The following is a 15,194-nucleotide window of genomic DNA, read 5'->3' as shown; positions in this document are numbered from 1 at the left end:
TCTTCTATGAATGTAATGATATTCAAACATTTTATTGCTGACTTTGCATCAATAAATGGTCGATTGCTCTAGCCACATTAATACTTGCTTGTTCCATCGTGTCAAGGTGAGTCAAAATTGCTGATTCGTCACCTGACAACATAGAATCCACCGCCGATTTTCCTGCGCTATGTACGGCTTTATGTGGTTGTTCAATGGCTTTAAAGCTCGACAAGCTTGCATATTGTTGGCCTTCACCATGGTAATACCATTTTCCGAGACGGCATTCAGTGTGGCTATTGACGCTAGCATTACGGTCTTTATTAGCTAATATACTGTAAACGTTGCTTTTCCAGACGCTGTGGTCTAATTTCACAGTGGTTAAAAAGGCGGTCATTGATGCTTCACCAATGACACGCTTCATGACTCCTGAACTTTTGAGCACTTCGGTGACGACTTGATCAATTTGTTCAGAAGACACGGCAATGTCACTCGAACAAGTTTGGTTTGTAATGACAACTTGTTTAATTTGCTCGGTTTGATCAATGACTGTAGCAACTAACTTTTCAATATTGGCGCTGGCGTCATGGGCATTACTGGCTAATTGTCTAACCTCACTTGCCACTACCGCAAACCCTCTACCCGCATCTCCTGCACGCGCCGCTTCAATGGCGGCATTGAGTGCCAGTAAGTTAGTTTGTTCTGAAATCTGTTGGATCGATGACACTAAATTACTAATGCCATTGGCTGATTGACTTAATTGAGCCGCAGTCGCCATGCTCTTTTCTGCATGATCATTTAAATGCCCCGCACGTTCTTTCAAGTTACCGATAGCGACTCGTGTCTGACCGAACAGTTTATCGACTTCAGACAACATGTGTTTTTCTTCATCGAGCTTGATTGAGTTAGCGAGGGTGGTATCTCGAATATCGTTAAGCATCGTTGCACCTTGCAATTGCAAATTGGCGCGTTGAGCATCGTATTCGGATTGATTATCAGAGTCTGCTAATTGCTGAGTTAATTGTGCAATATGCTGATGCAATTGAGAGAGCTCATCTGCATGCTGCTGTTTTGTTTTGGTCAGCTGCTGCTTTAAATCGGCAATTTCTGCTTTTAAGCTCTGGGTAAAACCGATCATAATATCTCTATTGGTTATTTATACATTAGTAATATAGTGAGTAAGTTTGCTTTTTTAATCAAGCTCACCAAGTGTTATACATCACAAACAACAACAATAAAAATATGACACTTTGATAGTTAAAATGCATTAAAAATGACTTCAACTTGAGATCAGAGTGGCCTTATGACTATTTTTTACGAGTAAAAGGCATCCATAATAAACCGTTTAACCATGCATTTTGTTTCGCGTTAGGGTATTGAGTTAAGCCAATATCAATTTGAGAATCTGGTTTGCTGGCCTGTGCGGTGTATGTGCCAAACAGTTTGTCCCACCAAATAATACTAAAACCAAAATTAGTATTACTTTCAGCCATAATTTGGCTGTGATGAATACGATGCAATACCTGAGTGACTAGCACTAAACGGGCTAGGTTTTCAATTTTTGCGGGTAAGCGAATATTGGCGTGGTTAAAAATAGCAAAACCATTGAGCAATATCTCAAACAAGATGACAGCTTCTGCTGGAATACCAAACGCCACAATGGCGACGGCTTTTATGCCAAGGCTGGCAATGATTTCGATAGGGTGAAACCTCAGTGCGGTACTGCTGTCGACATGACGGTCAGCATGATGCACTTTATGTAATCGCCACAATAATGGAATGCGATGAAATAATCTGTGCTGCCAATAAATCAGCAGGTCTAACAGCAACACACTGACGCCGATATTAAGCCAAAGTGGTAAAGCAAAGTAATGCAATACGCCCCATTGTTGTGAGCTGACATACAAGGCAAAGCCGGCTAAACCTAATGGCAGTATTAACCTTGCGATTAGCGATGAAATAATTAGTAAGCCAAAATTACCCAGCCACCGTGTTGCCATTGACGCAGTTTGTGGGTTCTTACGTAGCTTTCGGGCAGGAAATAATAATTCCAGACTCATCATTAATGCCAAAATGGTTAAAAATACTCCGAGTCTAATTGCTGCCATATCATCTATCATGTTTTAGGCCCCTCAACGATATTTGTTCTAGTTTGCTGGTTACTTGAATGGTTTTTTAAGGTGTTATAACCGCCATGAATACGGGTGAAAATAGTAATAGCACCTAAAAAAGCAAACGTATAAGCAAGTTCTGAAAAGTAAGCTGGCCACAAACAAAATGCCACAAAAAAGGCTATGGTTTCAGTGCCTTCAGTAAGGCCGTTTAAAAAGTAAAAACTTTTATGGGCAAACTGTGGCCTTGGTAAATGAAGTTTTTCGGCTGGGATTGCAAACGCTAAAAAACTCGAGCCTGTACCGATAAATGCCGTAAGTAATACGGCAGCGGCTAAAGCGTTTTCATTGGGACTTGCCAATGCAAACCCTAGAGGAATGGCAGCGTAAAACAAAAAATCGAGACAGATATCTAAATAACCCCCAGCTGGCGTAGTGTGTTTTTGATGACGGGCAAGGGCGCCGTCAAGTCCGTCAATGATACGATTTAATACGATAAAAAATAATCCCACATACCATGCTTGTATGGCTAAAAATGGCACAGCTAACATACCCACCACAAAGCCTATGAGTGTTAATTGGTCTGGCTGTACTTGTTTTTTATCCAGTAGTAATACAATTGGTTTAAGCATAGGCTTAATCACCGGTGTAATAAATCTATCTAGCATTTATGGTTTCCAATTAATTGATACACTTGTTGTTTATGTGGATTGAATAATCTTTGCTGATTAAATCAACGCTAAAACAGCGAAATAATTTTACCCTGAGCTGCGTCAGCATCGCTTTGGTCATGAGTGACCATAATAGCGGGCAGTTTGTGTTGACGAATTTGTTCAAACACCAGCTGGCGAGTTTCTTGGCGCAATTGGCTATCAAGCTTACTAAAGGGTTCGTCGAGTAAAATGGCTTTAGGCTGACTGAGTAACACTCTAAGAAGTGCGACTCTAGCTTGCTGACCACCGGATAAGCTTTGTGGACTGCGATGCTCTAGACCGGCTAATCCCACTTGAGATAATGCTTGGCTAATATCTGCTTGTCGCTGTGTTTTGGCACTTGCGGGCATAGCGAAGCTAATGTTACCTGAGACAGTGAGGTGCGGGAACAGTAAAGGGTCTTGATATAATAAGCCAATACGGCGCATGTGGCTGGCAGTGTCAGTGATTGACTGTCCATTTAGATATAAATTGCCTTTGGCACTAAATCCTTTAGGTAACATACCCGTTAGCCAATTTAATAATGTTGATTTACCGCTACCTGATGGCCCCATAATGGTCAGGATATCACCACCGGCAATAGTTTCGTTTAATGATAGCAACACCTGTTGTTGCCGTTGTATGGTTAACTGCTCAATCACCAACGAAGAGGTGTTTGAGTTTGCCGCGCTTATTTGCTCGTGTTTTTGCATGTTTATCCTTATTCGCGGTGTGTTAACAGCATTTTAGGCAGTGCCCATGCGAGCAGAAAACCAAGTGCTGGGAGCAACATTTGGACTAACGCATAAACCGCACTGGTGCGTCTGCTTGCGCCATTAGCTAGCGATACTGCCTCAGTGGTAATGGTGTTGATACGCCCACCTCCGGCCAATAATGTCGGTAAATATTGACTAAAACTAATCGCTAAACCCAATGCCGCAGCAATAAAAATGGGCGCCAGTAACATGGGCAGTTTTATTTGCCAAAATATTTTTGCCTGGCTTGCGCCTAAACTTGCGGCAACATAGCTAAACCGTGGGTCTAAACGTCGAAAACTACTCGCGAGCGATAAAAATACATAGGGCAATACAAAGAGTAAATGCGCTAACACCACATTGATAAAAGTATGGTAGCTGTTAATTTGCTCCAATACCCACACTAAGCCAAATAAAAACGCAATGCTGGGAATAAGCAAAGGTAAGTAAATAATTACGCTACTTAATCTTGATACCGTTTTGTTGGTATGTTGCTCGGCTTCAAGTGTCAACAAGGTCAACACTATGGCTAATCCCGTAGCGCAACCCCCAATTAAAAGTGTGTCGAGTAAAGGTGTGTGCATTTGTTGTAGTGCAGACTGCCAGTGCTGGGTAACAAAAGTCTTAGGCAGCAGATCAGGGTAAGCCCAAAAGCCCGCGAAAGACCACAACACCATGCCAAGTAAGGCTAAACCTATAACCGTTAACATCATCACAGTAATCAAGTGAGTGATGTTTTGTATGATGGCACCGGCATATTCGCGCTTGCCATTAACAAGCATAGATTGACAGAACTTTTTGATTAGTTTTTCAGCGAGCCACCAGCTAAGCAGTAACATTAACGTCAGGGCTATTTGCACAATGGCTCCAGCCGAGGCTTTAATACGCAAGCTTAAATCCACATCGTGAAACCATTGCATAATGGCAACGGCAAGCGTTGGAGGACTATTGGGTCCTAAAATTAACGGGATTTCGACACTGGCACTGGCATACGCAAGTACCGCTAAAATCGGCAAACGTAAAAATGGATACAAGCTTGGCAATACTACTTTAAAAAATGCAGTCATTGGGCAATAGCCCAGGCTTAATGCCACGCGATGTTGAGCTCGCAATGTGTGGCCTAACTCGGGCTGAGCGAGCACACCCAGTGCCATCAACAATAAGAAAGGTAGCTCTTTGAGTGTTAGGCCTAAAATAATACTTAGACCGAAAGCATCATGTGGGAATAACCAATCAGGTGGCGTATCCCAGCCGCTTAACCAGGGGGAAACCAGCCGAGAAAACATCCCTGATGGCGTTATTAAGAAGCCTATTGCAATAGCTGCAGCAGCATGAGGGATAACTAAAATAGGTCCTAACAAGCGCTGGATATAACCTAGCCAAGGGCTGGTAAAGTAACTAGCCAAAATCAAAATGGTAATCACAAAAGCCAGTAAGGTACTGATAAAACTAGTGGACACACTGAGCAGCGCCATATTGCCAATGCCGGGCGTTTGCCATAAATCGACAAAACCATTGATATTAAATTGAGTGTGTCCTAGCACCGGAAACCAGCCAAAAGCGGGTAACACCACTGCAATCAAGCCACCAATAACTGGCAGCACTAGCAAGGCCATCATTAAATATGGACTACTGCGAACTAAGGTATTAAAACCACTTTTTGATGTTATCACCGCATCACTCCATAACGCTGCAACCATTGCGTTGCAATGACTTTAGTCCAACTTGGGTGCGGTTCACTTAATGCGGGGCTGATATCTTGGTTAGTAACATTGGCACTTGGGTGTGACTGTGCTGGTGGCTCAAACCACATCTGCTGCGCCGCAGGCAACTGAGATAATGCAATCACACTGGTGTCACCCCACACGTTTGCTTGTTGCTTTTTGGCTTGCGCTTTTGGGCTGAGTAAAAAGTTCACTACCAATTTAGCGCTATCTGTATGGGCTGCATTGTAAGGAATGGCAATAAAATGGATGTTACTTAGACTGCCATCACGCATGCGATAGCTTCTGGTGCTGTCTGGTAAATCAAAGCGCGCGATAGCGGCCGGTACTTCTGTTGCAGAAAAGGTAAATGCCAATGTCAGCTCACCATCCCCCATTAATCGGCGCAGTGCTAAGCCGCTAGACATAAAGTGTTGGCCTTTACGCCATAAGTACGGGTGTAAATCGTCTAAATATTGCCAAAGTGCTGGCAATAATAATGCCTGACTTTGGGCGTCAGCTTGCTGGTAAAGCCGATTTTTTATGGTTTCAGGTTGACTGTCGTTAAGGGTGATTAGCGCGTATTTTAAAAAGCTCATTGCTAAAAAATCAGGCGGCTTAGGGTAACTAAAACGCCCCGGATATTGTTTGGACCAAATGTTTAATTGCTGTAATGTTTGTGGCGGAGTCTGGGTGAGTAAACTGTCATAATAAAACGTCAGTGCAGCTTTACCCCATGGCGCTTCCATGCCTTGAGTGGGTACGCCAAAATCACGTGTCATGGCGGGGTTATTATCTGGATCGGTTAAGGCAAAGTTGGGCAATTGCGCCACCCAGTTAGGCGTTAATAATTGATGTTTTGCCATTGCGGCGAAATTTTCGCCATTGATCCACACTAGATCAACTTGACCGTTATTGTCGTTATTGGCAGATTTCTCAGCCAATACTCGGCTAACGGCTTCGCCTGTGTCGGTCAGTTTTACATGGTGTAATGTGATTTGGTATTGCTGCTTAACTTGTTCTGCAACCCACTGAATATAGCGATTGATTTGCGGATCGCCGCCCCAAGCATGAAAGTATACATCTTGGTTAACCCCACGAGTTTCAATCAGTTCCCATGCGGCAAGCTTATGGGGTTGTGAATAAGCCACGCTGATCCAAAGGCAGGCATACACACTGATACCTAATGCCGTAGCAGCCACAATATGCTTCATTATGTTACAGATTGTACTCGGGAATATTTGCTTATCTAACTGCATTTAACGACCAGTTATAATCGAGAAAGTCGATAGCTAATTGCTGTTTTTTTGCTGCAGTTTGCTGAACCGCATTGAGTTGTAATGCGTTAGGGTACAACAATAAAAACGCTTCAACAGAATCCGCCCCGGCAAAGCCTTGAGTAAAGTCATCGCCATACCATTTAAAAATGGCAGATAAATAAACCGTGTCGCCTTTGGCATAGTTACGACTGCTGTCAGCTAAAAAACGCTTGGTTTGTGCATCGAGTTGCTGCTCAAGCTTGCTGCCGGTATAGGCTTCTTCAAGCAAAGCAGGGCAGCCTATGCTGGCACAATTTACCGCAAAATGGATTCTAGGATCATTGTATCTTCCACTGCCGCGAATAAGCTTGTGCTCAATGTCATTTAGGCTGCGGCTTTTACCGAGTAAAGGAATAAAACTTTTGTCCCAAGGCGAACTAAATAATCCGCCTAGGTCTTTAATTGATTCAATCTCGGGATACTTGGTTAAGATTAACTCAACGGTCCAGGCGTTGTACGCATTGATGAGCATGGCCAATTGTGTTGATTTATCCCATGCATCAAATTGCGTCTGACTGATGTTGCTCAGCTGCTTGAGGTAGCTTTGCAGTTGAGTGCGTGCGACTTGCATTTCTGCATAATCTACCGCAGTACTACTGCCATGATTAATCGGCTTTACGTGCTGACTCACCAGAGCTTGCCATTGTTGGTGTAAGGCCGATTCAGTTGTGGTTTCCACTGGCATTACTTCGGCAGCAACACTGATTTGGCTGAATAGTAGGGTGCTACAGAGTAGGGGCGCAATGACAACACTTGCGACAAATGCCTTGAATATTGTTCTCATCTTATTTGGCTCTCTTACTGCGATTGGCATCATCCCTTGCCGGGCAGTTTGCTATTGATTTACGCGTGTTTCATTAAATATGCGTCAGTTAATCAGGGTTAACTGACGCTATCATTGGGTCGTCTTTTAAGGGATTAACCACGGCGCCATGTGTGGTATTTTTCTAACCAAAGCAACACAGTTGCTGGGGCATGGTTACGTTTCCATTCTCCGGCAGCGTACTTGTTGCCTTCGGCCCATGTTGGGTAGCTGTGGATAGTACCTAAAATCTTATTTAGTCCTAGACCGTGCTTCATGGCTAATACAAATTCTGCTATTAAGTCACCAGCATGCTCAGAGACTATGGTGACACCTAAAATTTTATCTTTCCCCTTAGGCGTAATGACTTTAATAAAACCGTCGGTCGCGCTGTCGGTTATTGCACGGTCAAGCTCGGCAAAATCAAAACGAGTCACTTCGTAATCAATACCTTGCTGCTTGGCTTCATATTCGTTTATACCCACGCGCGCCACTTCTGGATCGATAAAAGTTGTCCACGGGATAACGCGGTAGTCGACTTTAAACTTTTTCAGGTGCCCAAATAGTCCATTTACCGCAGCGTACCAGCCTTGATGTGCTGCCACATGAGTAAATTGATATGGGCCAACAATGTCGCCAGCAGCAAAGATATTAGGGTACAGAGTTTCTAGGTATTCGTTGGTTTGTATTGTACGGTTTGTTTCAATCCCTAATTCTTCTAGTCCATAACCACTTAAGCGTGCACTACGACCGACGGCACATAAAAGCTGGTCGTATTCTAACGCTAGTTCTTGCTCTTGATGCTTAACGATAAGGTATTTTTTACCGTCTCGCAGTTCGCAGCGCAGCGCTTGGTGTGAGGTTAATATATTCACGCCACTGTTTTTCAAAGCTTGGGTAGCAAACTCAGAGACTTCAACATCTTCTTTAATCATGATGCGCTCAGCCATTTCAACTTGAGTCACTTGTGATCCTAAACGAGCAAAGCTTTGTGCCAGCTCTGAGCCAATTGGACCGCCGCCAAGTACCACTAATTTTTGTGGTGCAGTATCAAGTTTGGCAAACTCGTTCCATAAGGTATCACTGGTGACATAACCGACTTCTTCAATGCCCGGTAATGGCGGCACAAATGGTCGAGCACCCGTGGCAATAACAATGCTGCGCGCGGTTAAGCGAGTGGTGTTCCCGTCTGGGTAGGTAATTTCGACTGTCCATGGGTCGATTAACTTGCCGTAACCCTTAACAACATCAACCCCTAAATTGGTGTAACGCTCAACACTGTCGTGTGGGGCTATATCGGCAACCACTTGATGTACTCGGGCCATGACTTTTTTAAACGAAAACTCTGGAGTGGTGTCTTCTAGGCCGTAATGATGGGCATTACGGATTTGCTGGGCTATTTTGGCACTCTTAATAATGGCTTTACTGGGTACACAGCCATAGTTTAAACAGTCTCCACCCATTTCACCGGCTTCAATTAAGGTCACCTTAGCTTTTACAGCGGCGGCAATATAACTGGTTACAAGACCACCAGCACCTGCACCAATCACAATCATATTTCGATCAAATTTAGTGGGTTTAGTCCAGTTGCTGTACACGCGACGTTTTTTAATCATATTGACGATGGCCTTAGCGATAAGTGGGAATAAGCCTAATAGGGCAAATGACACAATTAGGTTGAACGATAAAATGTTAGACAGACTGTCGATTTGTGCTAATTGAGTCCCGGCATTGACGTAAACAAAGGTGCCTAAAAACATACCGACTTGGCTTACCCAATAGAAAGTCCACGATTTAAACGCAGTAACGCCCATCAGCATGTTGATTAAAAAGAACGGGAAAATAGGCACTAACCGTAGAGTGAATAGGTAAAAGCCACCTTCTTTTTCAATTCCGGCATCAATGGCCGCTAAACGCTCTGGAAAGCGTTGTTTAATAGAGTCGCGTAATAAGTAACGCGACACTAAAAAGGCGAGTGTGGCACCAATGCTTGATGCGAATGAGGCAATAATTAAGCCTTCGACGATGCCAAATAACGCACCTGAGGCGATGGTAAGAATCGCCGCGCCAGGTAAGGACAATGCAGTGACTGCCACATACAATGCAAAGAAGCCACCGATGACTAATACCGGTGATTCTTGGCGCAGTTGGCTGAATTGCTCCATTGAGCCTTTAAGGCCATCAAGTGTGAGCAATTGGTTTAAATTAAAGTGGAAAAATAACCCCACCAGTGTTGCTGCAATAATTAGTAATACGATTTTTTTCAACATGTTTTATAGCCTTAAAATGAATGCTGCAATGTCAGGGTGGCATTAATCGGTAACTCAGGGTAAACCAAGGTAGAACCAAAATAACCGCCTTCAAATACTGGGCGCCAGTTCTTTTGGTCTGTGACGTTATTCACGTCAAGTCTTACGCTGGTTTGTTCGCTAAAGTCATAACGAGTATTGATATTGAGCGTGTATTGATCGCGAATATACACAGTCGCTAAATAGTCCAATGGATAACTCTTGGTATATAGACCGGAGAAACCGGCTTTCCATTTCTCAGTAATTGCAATTCCGCCATTAATTGTGAGCGATTGTTCAGGTAAACCTTGTACGCGGCTATTTGATGGCGCGAATGAGGCAAAATTGGGTGCGCCTATTCCGGTGCCGGTAATGATATCTGGACGTGAATTATCAAAGGCATCGGCGACTTGAACCGTATCTTGGCTACTGGCTGAATTATCATAACGAGCATCTAAATAACTGTAGCCCGCACTAAACCAATAAGGGTCAGCATCATAAAAGGCTTGTGCTTCAAATCCTTTAGTGCGAATACCTGTATTGCTGCCATCACGATTTCGCAAACTGCGTTTTTGATCAAACACTGCTGCATCGACATACCAGGCACTATCGTTTGGCGAATATTTAATTCCCACTTCGGTTAAGGTGTTTTCGGTAGCAAAGTTTTGACTGCTAATTTGGTTATTGGCGCCTAATGTGGTGCCGCCCGCCATGCTGTTTGAGGTGGATTCGTTATAACTGGCACTGGCATAAGTGGTGATAAAGTCGCTCAGTTGATAGCTAATACTAATTTGCCCAGATTCGAGCATTTCATTAATTGAATCACTGGCGGCGATTTGACCTTGGGGTGCTAAGGCATCTCGAGCCTCAACATCATAAAAGTCGGCACGATACCCTATGCTGGTCGATAATTTATCGGTCCATTGACTATTGTGTTGAATGGCTAAGCCTGTTTGCCAGCTGGTTGAGTCTGTAGTGTCTGATAATGAATAGTCGCCGCTGCCATTACCATCAATGTCGTATTGCGCCCCTGGTGATACAAACACCCCTGGGCGCAGTTCAACTAACCTGGCTTGTTGTTCTGCAGTCAGTGGGATTCGGCGATTTTCAATTGGGCCTGTTAAATCGATAGGTAAATCGGCTTCGGTGGTAAATTGGCTGTAACCTAATACCTTGTTGTAGCGTATGTCGGCGGCAACAATAGTGTTTTGATCATTATTCCATTGATAGGCTAGCTCAACTCGGTTTTGTGCAGTGTCAGCGCCATCGATGATTTCAACAAAACTGTTTTGGGCAATTTCTTCGCGCTCTAAATGCTGGTAGTAAGTGATATTTTTAAAGGTGGCTTTATCGCTTAACTCACGCACATAAGTGCTGTGAATGATAAATGTTTGCGCGTTGTTGATGTTGTCAGGGTCGGTCAAAACCTGGCTGCGATCTATTTTTACTAATCCTGTTGGCGACACAATGGCATTAGCGCCAGCTATGGTGCTGCCATTAGGTTGAACGCCTTGACCAGTCACATATAAGCCATCATCAATTAATGCTTGGGTTGGGCGGTTTATCCCAGCGTTGTCGGTAAAATCGACATCATAATATTCGACATTGATGTCCCAGGTGCTGGCATCGTCTGGTAATAGGCGAAATGCTGCAAAAATACTGTCGCTTTGAAAACCTGAGTAATCATAATAGCTGCCATTATCGATATGCTCGACACTTAACCGCACGCCACTTTGATCTTCGACGATATCTGTTGCTACATCTAATTGAGCACGGTAATGCTCCCAACTGCCGGCAGAAGCGGTAAGGTTAGCAAATTTGTCATTAGTGGGTGCTACTTTTGAGTGTACATTAACAAAGCCACCGTTACGTTGGCTGGTGCCTAGCAATACGGGTGGCGCACCTTTTACCACATCTATTTGATCTATGGCATTAAAGGACATAGGAATGCCGAAACCATTATTTCCTGCTTGGCGACGCACACCGTCTTGGTATAACTCACCTAACTGACCACGAATAGTCGGCAAGCTTGATGCGCCAAAGCCGCTAGCCGAATAACTATTAGGGCTGACTTTTTGAATATCTGACAAGTCGATGATATTAAGCTGTTCAATCATCTCGCTGGTGATCGGGGTGACCGAGCGGGCAATATCTTTAAGCGCAATCCCATCACCAAATGGGCCATCAACGGTGCTGTTTTTAGGTGATAAACCTTTATCGTTAATCGCTTTGCCTGAGACATGAATAACTTCGATAGCTGAAGTGTCATCAGCGACGACAGTTAACGAAGAGAATAAGGCTAAGCCAACAGCCAATGCTGTTAATGAGCGGTTTGGATAACGATAAATAGGCATAATTTTTTCTGCTTTAATGAACATGGCCTAAAAGACCCACTAACGACGGTATTTATTACAACAATCTTATGCCAAATAAAGTCAGTTTAGAATTAAATGGAATAAGTGGTTGTGCAACATAATTTTGCTTGGCTCGGTCAATTAGGCGCAGATTAACGCGTTAATCTGACAGGGTTAGTCTAGCTTATTAATCACTCAGCAGAATGAGTTTTATTTATATTTTTTAAGGAATTATGATGCAAACAACACTAAATAGCGACGTTCAAAGTAAATTGCAATGGTCGTTACTGTCTCTTCGTCTTGGCGTTTTTATCGTGATGCTAGTGTGGACATTGGATAAATTTGTTAATCCTGGCCACAGCATGAAGATATTTGAGAAGTTTTACGGAATAGGCGGCGTGAGTGAAGTCGCAGCGTATGTCATGGGTGGATTACAATTGCTATTGGTGTTTGCCTTTGTACTTGGGATTAAAAAACGCATCACTTACGGTGTGATTTTCTTAATGCATGGTGCTTCTACATTATCGGCATTTAATCAATATTTTGATGCATTTAATAACTTATTGTTTTTTGCAGCATGGCCAATGTGGGCAGCATGTTTTGCCTTATACTTATTAAGAGAACAGGATACTAAGTTTACAGTTAAATAACCGTATAGTTATTTATCTCAGTATATTTCAGGTCAGCTTTTGCTGACCTGATTTTTTATGCTGCTCGTAAATATGTCGTTGGGATTATTATCCAGCAAGGTTATTTGTGTCGCGTCATGTAGCAAGTGCTCTTCACTGAATAAAACAAGCTTAGATTTCAAGGCAATCGCTCATAAGCCGCGGCTATCATGGGTAATTAAATAGCGTTTTAAGCACAAAGATCGACAGGCTCTAGCTACTATGATCCTAAATCTGTTATCTTTATCTTTATGTTAATGATGATATTTAGGCTTATAGGTTGATGAAAAAGAGCTTTATCACGTCCACTTATAGGGTGAAAGTTCTATGATAAAAACACCAGTGAGCGAGTTGCTTGACGATTTGCGCTTAATTGATATTGGCATGGAGTTGTTTGTTGAGATCCATTTTGCCAATGGTAAAAAAGTCCAATCTCGTTCAAGTTTGATTGGTTATCAAATTAACCGGTTTATTTTGATTGAGTTTCCCACCAAAGATTTCTCTGAAGCTTACCAGCATATGTTAGCCAATGCTGAAATCGTGGTGAGAGCGATGACCAACAGCGGCTTCAAAGACATCATTGCCTTTAAGACCTCTATTTTGTCGGTGGTTAATCTTCCTGTGCGCATGTTATGTCTCAGTGTGCCTAAATCTATCACCAAGAAAAAAGTCAGAGAGCAGCAGCGAGTCGATATTAAGCAAGATGTGTTTATTATGCATGACGATAATAAAATCAATGCCAAAATGCTCGATTTTTCGTTGACAGGTTGTTTTGTTACGCTCGCGCCTAAATCAATGAATATTGAGCAAGGTGCTGAAATTCATGTGGCGATTTCGATTGATGAAAACTTGTCAGGTATTTTAACTGGATCTGCAGTAAAGGTGCAGCTGCATGAGGAACAAATGACAATAGGGGTGAAATTTTTAGACGAACATCCGGAGTTAAAAAACAAACTGTTTAGCCACTTTTTAGTTAACTTGGCGAATAAATAATTACCGACGGTTAGGCAAAAAAATGCGCATCATATAGATGCGCTAAAATTCACAAGCAAACTCGGTACATTCTGTTAATTATTAGCCTGTAATCAATCACAGGCTATATTGGTCAATCTCGTTAATCTAAGTAGTTTAAGATTCCCATCGCAGCATCGCGACCTTCTGCTATCGCAGTAACGACCAAATCAGATCCTCGGACCATGTCGCCACCAGCAAATACTTTAGGATTGGTGGTTTGGAAAGGGTTATCGTCAACTTTAGTTGCTTTTACCAAACCCCATTCGTTAGTTTCGATACCAAAGTCATCAAACCAAGCCGCAGGACTTGCCTGGAAACCAAACGCAATAATAAGCGCATCAGTCTCTAGTACTTGTTCACTGCCTTGGATGACTTCAGCACGTTGACGACCACTGGCATCCGCTTCACCCATTTGGGTTTCCACACATTCAATACCAACAACAACACCATTTTCAGCTTTAATGGCTACAGGCTGGCGATTAAATAAGAAATTAACCCCTTCTTCACGAGCGTTCTGAACTTCACGGCGAGAGCCAGGCATGTTGGCTTCGTCACGACGGTATGCACAAGTTACGCTTTTAGCGCCCTGACGCACAGCTGTACGCACGCAATCCATCGCAGTGTCACCACCACCAAGCACCACTACATTTTTGCCTTCTAGGTTCAAATAGGGCGTTGATTGATCTTGAGTACCCATTAAATGATGAGTGTTACCGATTAGGTAAGGCAGTGCTTGAATTACACCCTGCGCTTCTTCGTTGGGTAACTTCGCTTTCATCGCTGTGTATGTGCCCATACCTAGAAATACAGCGTCATATTCATCTAATAAGCTCTGAAAGCTAATATCTTTACCAACCGTCATACCCATTTTAAATTGAATACCCATACCTTCAAGTACAGAACGACGTGTGGCCATGACCGCTTTATCAAGTTTAAATGATGGAATACCATAGGTGAGTAAACCACCAATTTGTGGGTATTTGTCATACACCACAGCTTGTACGCCATTGCGCGCTAAAATATCGGCACAACCTAAACCTGCAGGGCCCGCACCAACAATCGCAACTCGCTCTTTACGAGGTGTTACTTTTGTCATGTCTGGGCGCCAACCTTGAGCGATTGCGGTATCGGTAATGTATTTTTCAACATTACCGATGGTGACAGCACCAAAATCATCATTAAGGGTGCATGCGCCTTCACACAAACGGTCTTGCGGACATACTCGACCACAAATTTCAGGCAGAGTATTGGTTTCGTGCACCAAGTCTGCCGCTTCCATAATGCGGCCTTGCTCAGCCAGTTTTAACCAGTTTGGAATGTAGTTATGCAGTGGACATTTCCACTCACAATACGGGTTACCACAGTCAAGACAGCGATCGGCTTGTTCTTTAACTTCTGGTTGCGTAAACGGCTGATAAATTTCAATAAATTGTGTAGCACGTTTTTTGGCTTCATGTTTTACCGGGTCTGCACGACCCACTTCGATAAATTGAAAGTCATTGCTCATGA

At 43.2% G+C, this 15,194-nt stretch carries 12 protein-coding genes; 2 read left to right on the top strand and 10 right to left on the bottom strand.

What is annotated here, in order from left to right; genetic code table 11:
- Positions 1-31 precede the first annotated feature (31 nt).
- The 9 genes from IEY40_RS09710 to IEY40_RS09670 all read right to left on the bottom strand — a co-directional run bounded on the left by IEY40_RS09710 (position 32) and on the right by IEY40_RS09670 (position 12,027).
- Positions 32-1,117: a methyl-accepting chemotaxis protein gene (locus tag IEY40_RS09710; protein ID WP_188955609.1), complete on the bottom strand. Its 1,086-nt coding sequence runs from the start codon at positions 1,115-1,117 to the stop codon at positions 32-34.
- A 169-nt stretch (positions 1,118-1,286) separates the two neighbouring features.
- The gene (locus IEY40_RS09705; RefSeq protein ID WP_188955607.1) at positions 1,287-2,099 is read right to left on the bottom strand and encodes a sterol desaturase family protein; all 813 of its coding nucleotides are present in this window, start codon (positions 2,097-2,099) and stop codon (positions 1,287-1,289) included.
- Positions 2,096-2,758, bottom strand: a complete 663-nt coding sequence (locus IEY40_RS09700) for a CDP-alcohol phosphatidyltransferase family protein (RefSeq protein ID WP_188955605.1) — start codon at positions 2,756-2,758, stop codon at positions 2,096-2,098. Before IEY40_RS09700 ends, IEY40_RS09705 begins: the two co-directional genes overlap by 4 nt.
- Before the next feature lie 71 nt (positions 2,759-2,829).
- Positions 2,830-3,495 (bottom strand): ATP-binding cassette domain-containing protein, encoded by a 666-nt coding sequence (locus IEY40_RS09695; RefSeq protein WP_188955603.1) that lies wholly within the window; start codon positions 3,493-3,495, stop codon positions 2,830-2,832.
- 8 nt (positions 3,496-3,503) lie between these two features.
- A complete protein-coding gene (locus IEY40_RS09690; RefSeq protein ID WP_428848151.1) occupies positions 3,504-5,156 on the bottom strand; it encodes an ABC transporter permease in 1,653 nt (550 codons plus the stop codon).
- A 50-nt stretch (positions 5,157-5,206) separates the two neighbouring features.
- Entirely contained in the window at positions 5,207-6,499 is a 1,293-nt protein-coding gene (locus IEY40_RS09685; protein ID WP_229777067.1) for an ABC transporter substrate-binding protein, read from the bottom strand.
- A complete protein-coding gene (locus tag IEY40_RS09680; RefSeq protein ID WP_188955599.1) occupies positions 6,486-7,343 on the bottom strand; it encodes a DUF547 domain-containing protein in 858 nt (285 codons plus the stop codon). The genes IEY40_RS09685 and IEY40_RS09680 overlap by 14 nt, the downstream gene beginning before the upstream one ends.
- 134 nt (positions 7,344-7,477) lie before the next feature.
- Positions 7,478-9,631 (bottom strand): dihydrolipoyl dehydrogenase family protein, encoded by a 2,154-nt coding sequence (locus IEY40_RS09675; protein WP_188955597.1) that lies wholly within the window; start codon positions 9,629-9,631, stop codon positions 7,478-7,480.
- Between the two features lie 11 nt (positions 9,632-9,642).
- Positions 9,643-12,027: a TonB-dependent receptor gene (locus tag IEY40_RS09670; protein WP_229777066.1), complete on the bottom strand. Its 2,385-nt coding sequence runs from the start codon at positions 12,025-12,027 to the stop codon at positions 9,643-9,645.
- Between the two features lie 212 nt (positions 12,028-12,239).
- On the opposite strand from IEY40_RS09670, the gene IEY40_RS09665 reads away from it, so the two are divergent.
- Together IEY40_RS09665 and IEY40_RS09660 are read left to right on the top strand one after the other, a co-directional pair.
- The gene (locus IEY40_RS09665; protein WP_188955595.1) at positions 12,240-12,653 is read left to right on the top strand and encodes a hypothetical protein; all 414 of its coding nucleotides are present in this window, start codon (positions 12,240-12,242) and stop codon (positions 12,651-12,653) included.
- Positions 12,654-12,998: 345 nt separating this feature from the next.
- Complete coding sequence (locus IEY40_RS09660; RefSeq protein ID WP_188955593.1) at positions 12,999-13,664, top strand: flagellar brake protein; 666 nt, start codon at positions 12,999-13,001, stop codon at positions 13,662-13,664.
- Between the two features lie 121 nt (positions 13,665-13,785).
- Here IEY40_RS09660 and IEY40_RS09655 read toward each other — a convergent pair whose 3' ends face one another.
- Positions 13,786-15,192 carry an FAD-dependent oxidoreductase gene (locus IEY40_RS09655; RefSeq protein ID WP_188955591.1) on the bottom strand — a complete coding sequence of 469 codons (1,407 nt, stop codon included), beginning with the start codon at positions 15,190-15,192 and terminating at the stop codon, positions 13,786-13,788.
- Positions 15,193-15,194 lie beyond the last annotated feature (2 nt).

Source organism: Shewanella ulleungensis, assembly GCF_014648315.1.
Lineage (GTDB): Bacteria > Pseudomonadota > Gammaproteobacteria > Enterobacterales > Shewanellaceae > Shewanella > Shewanella ulleungensis.
The sequence above is the reverse complement of the archived record's forward strand: the minus strand, read 5'-3'. Positions and strand labels throughout refer to the sequence as shown.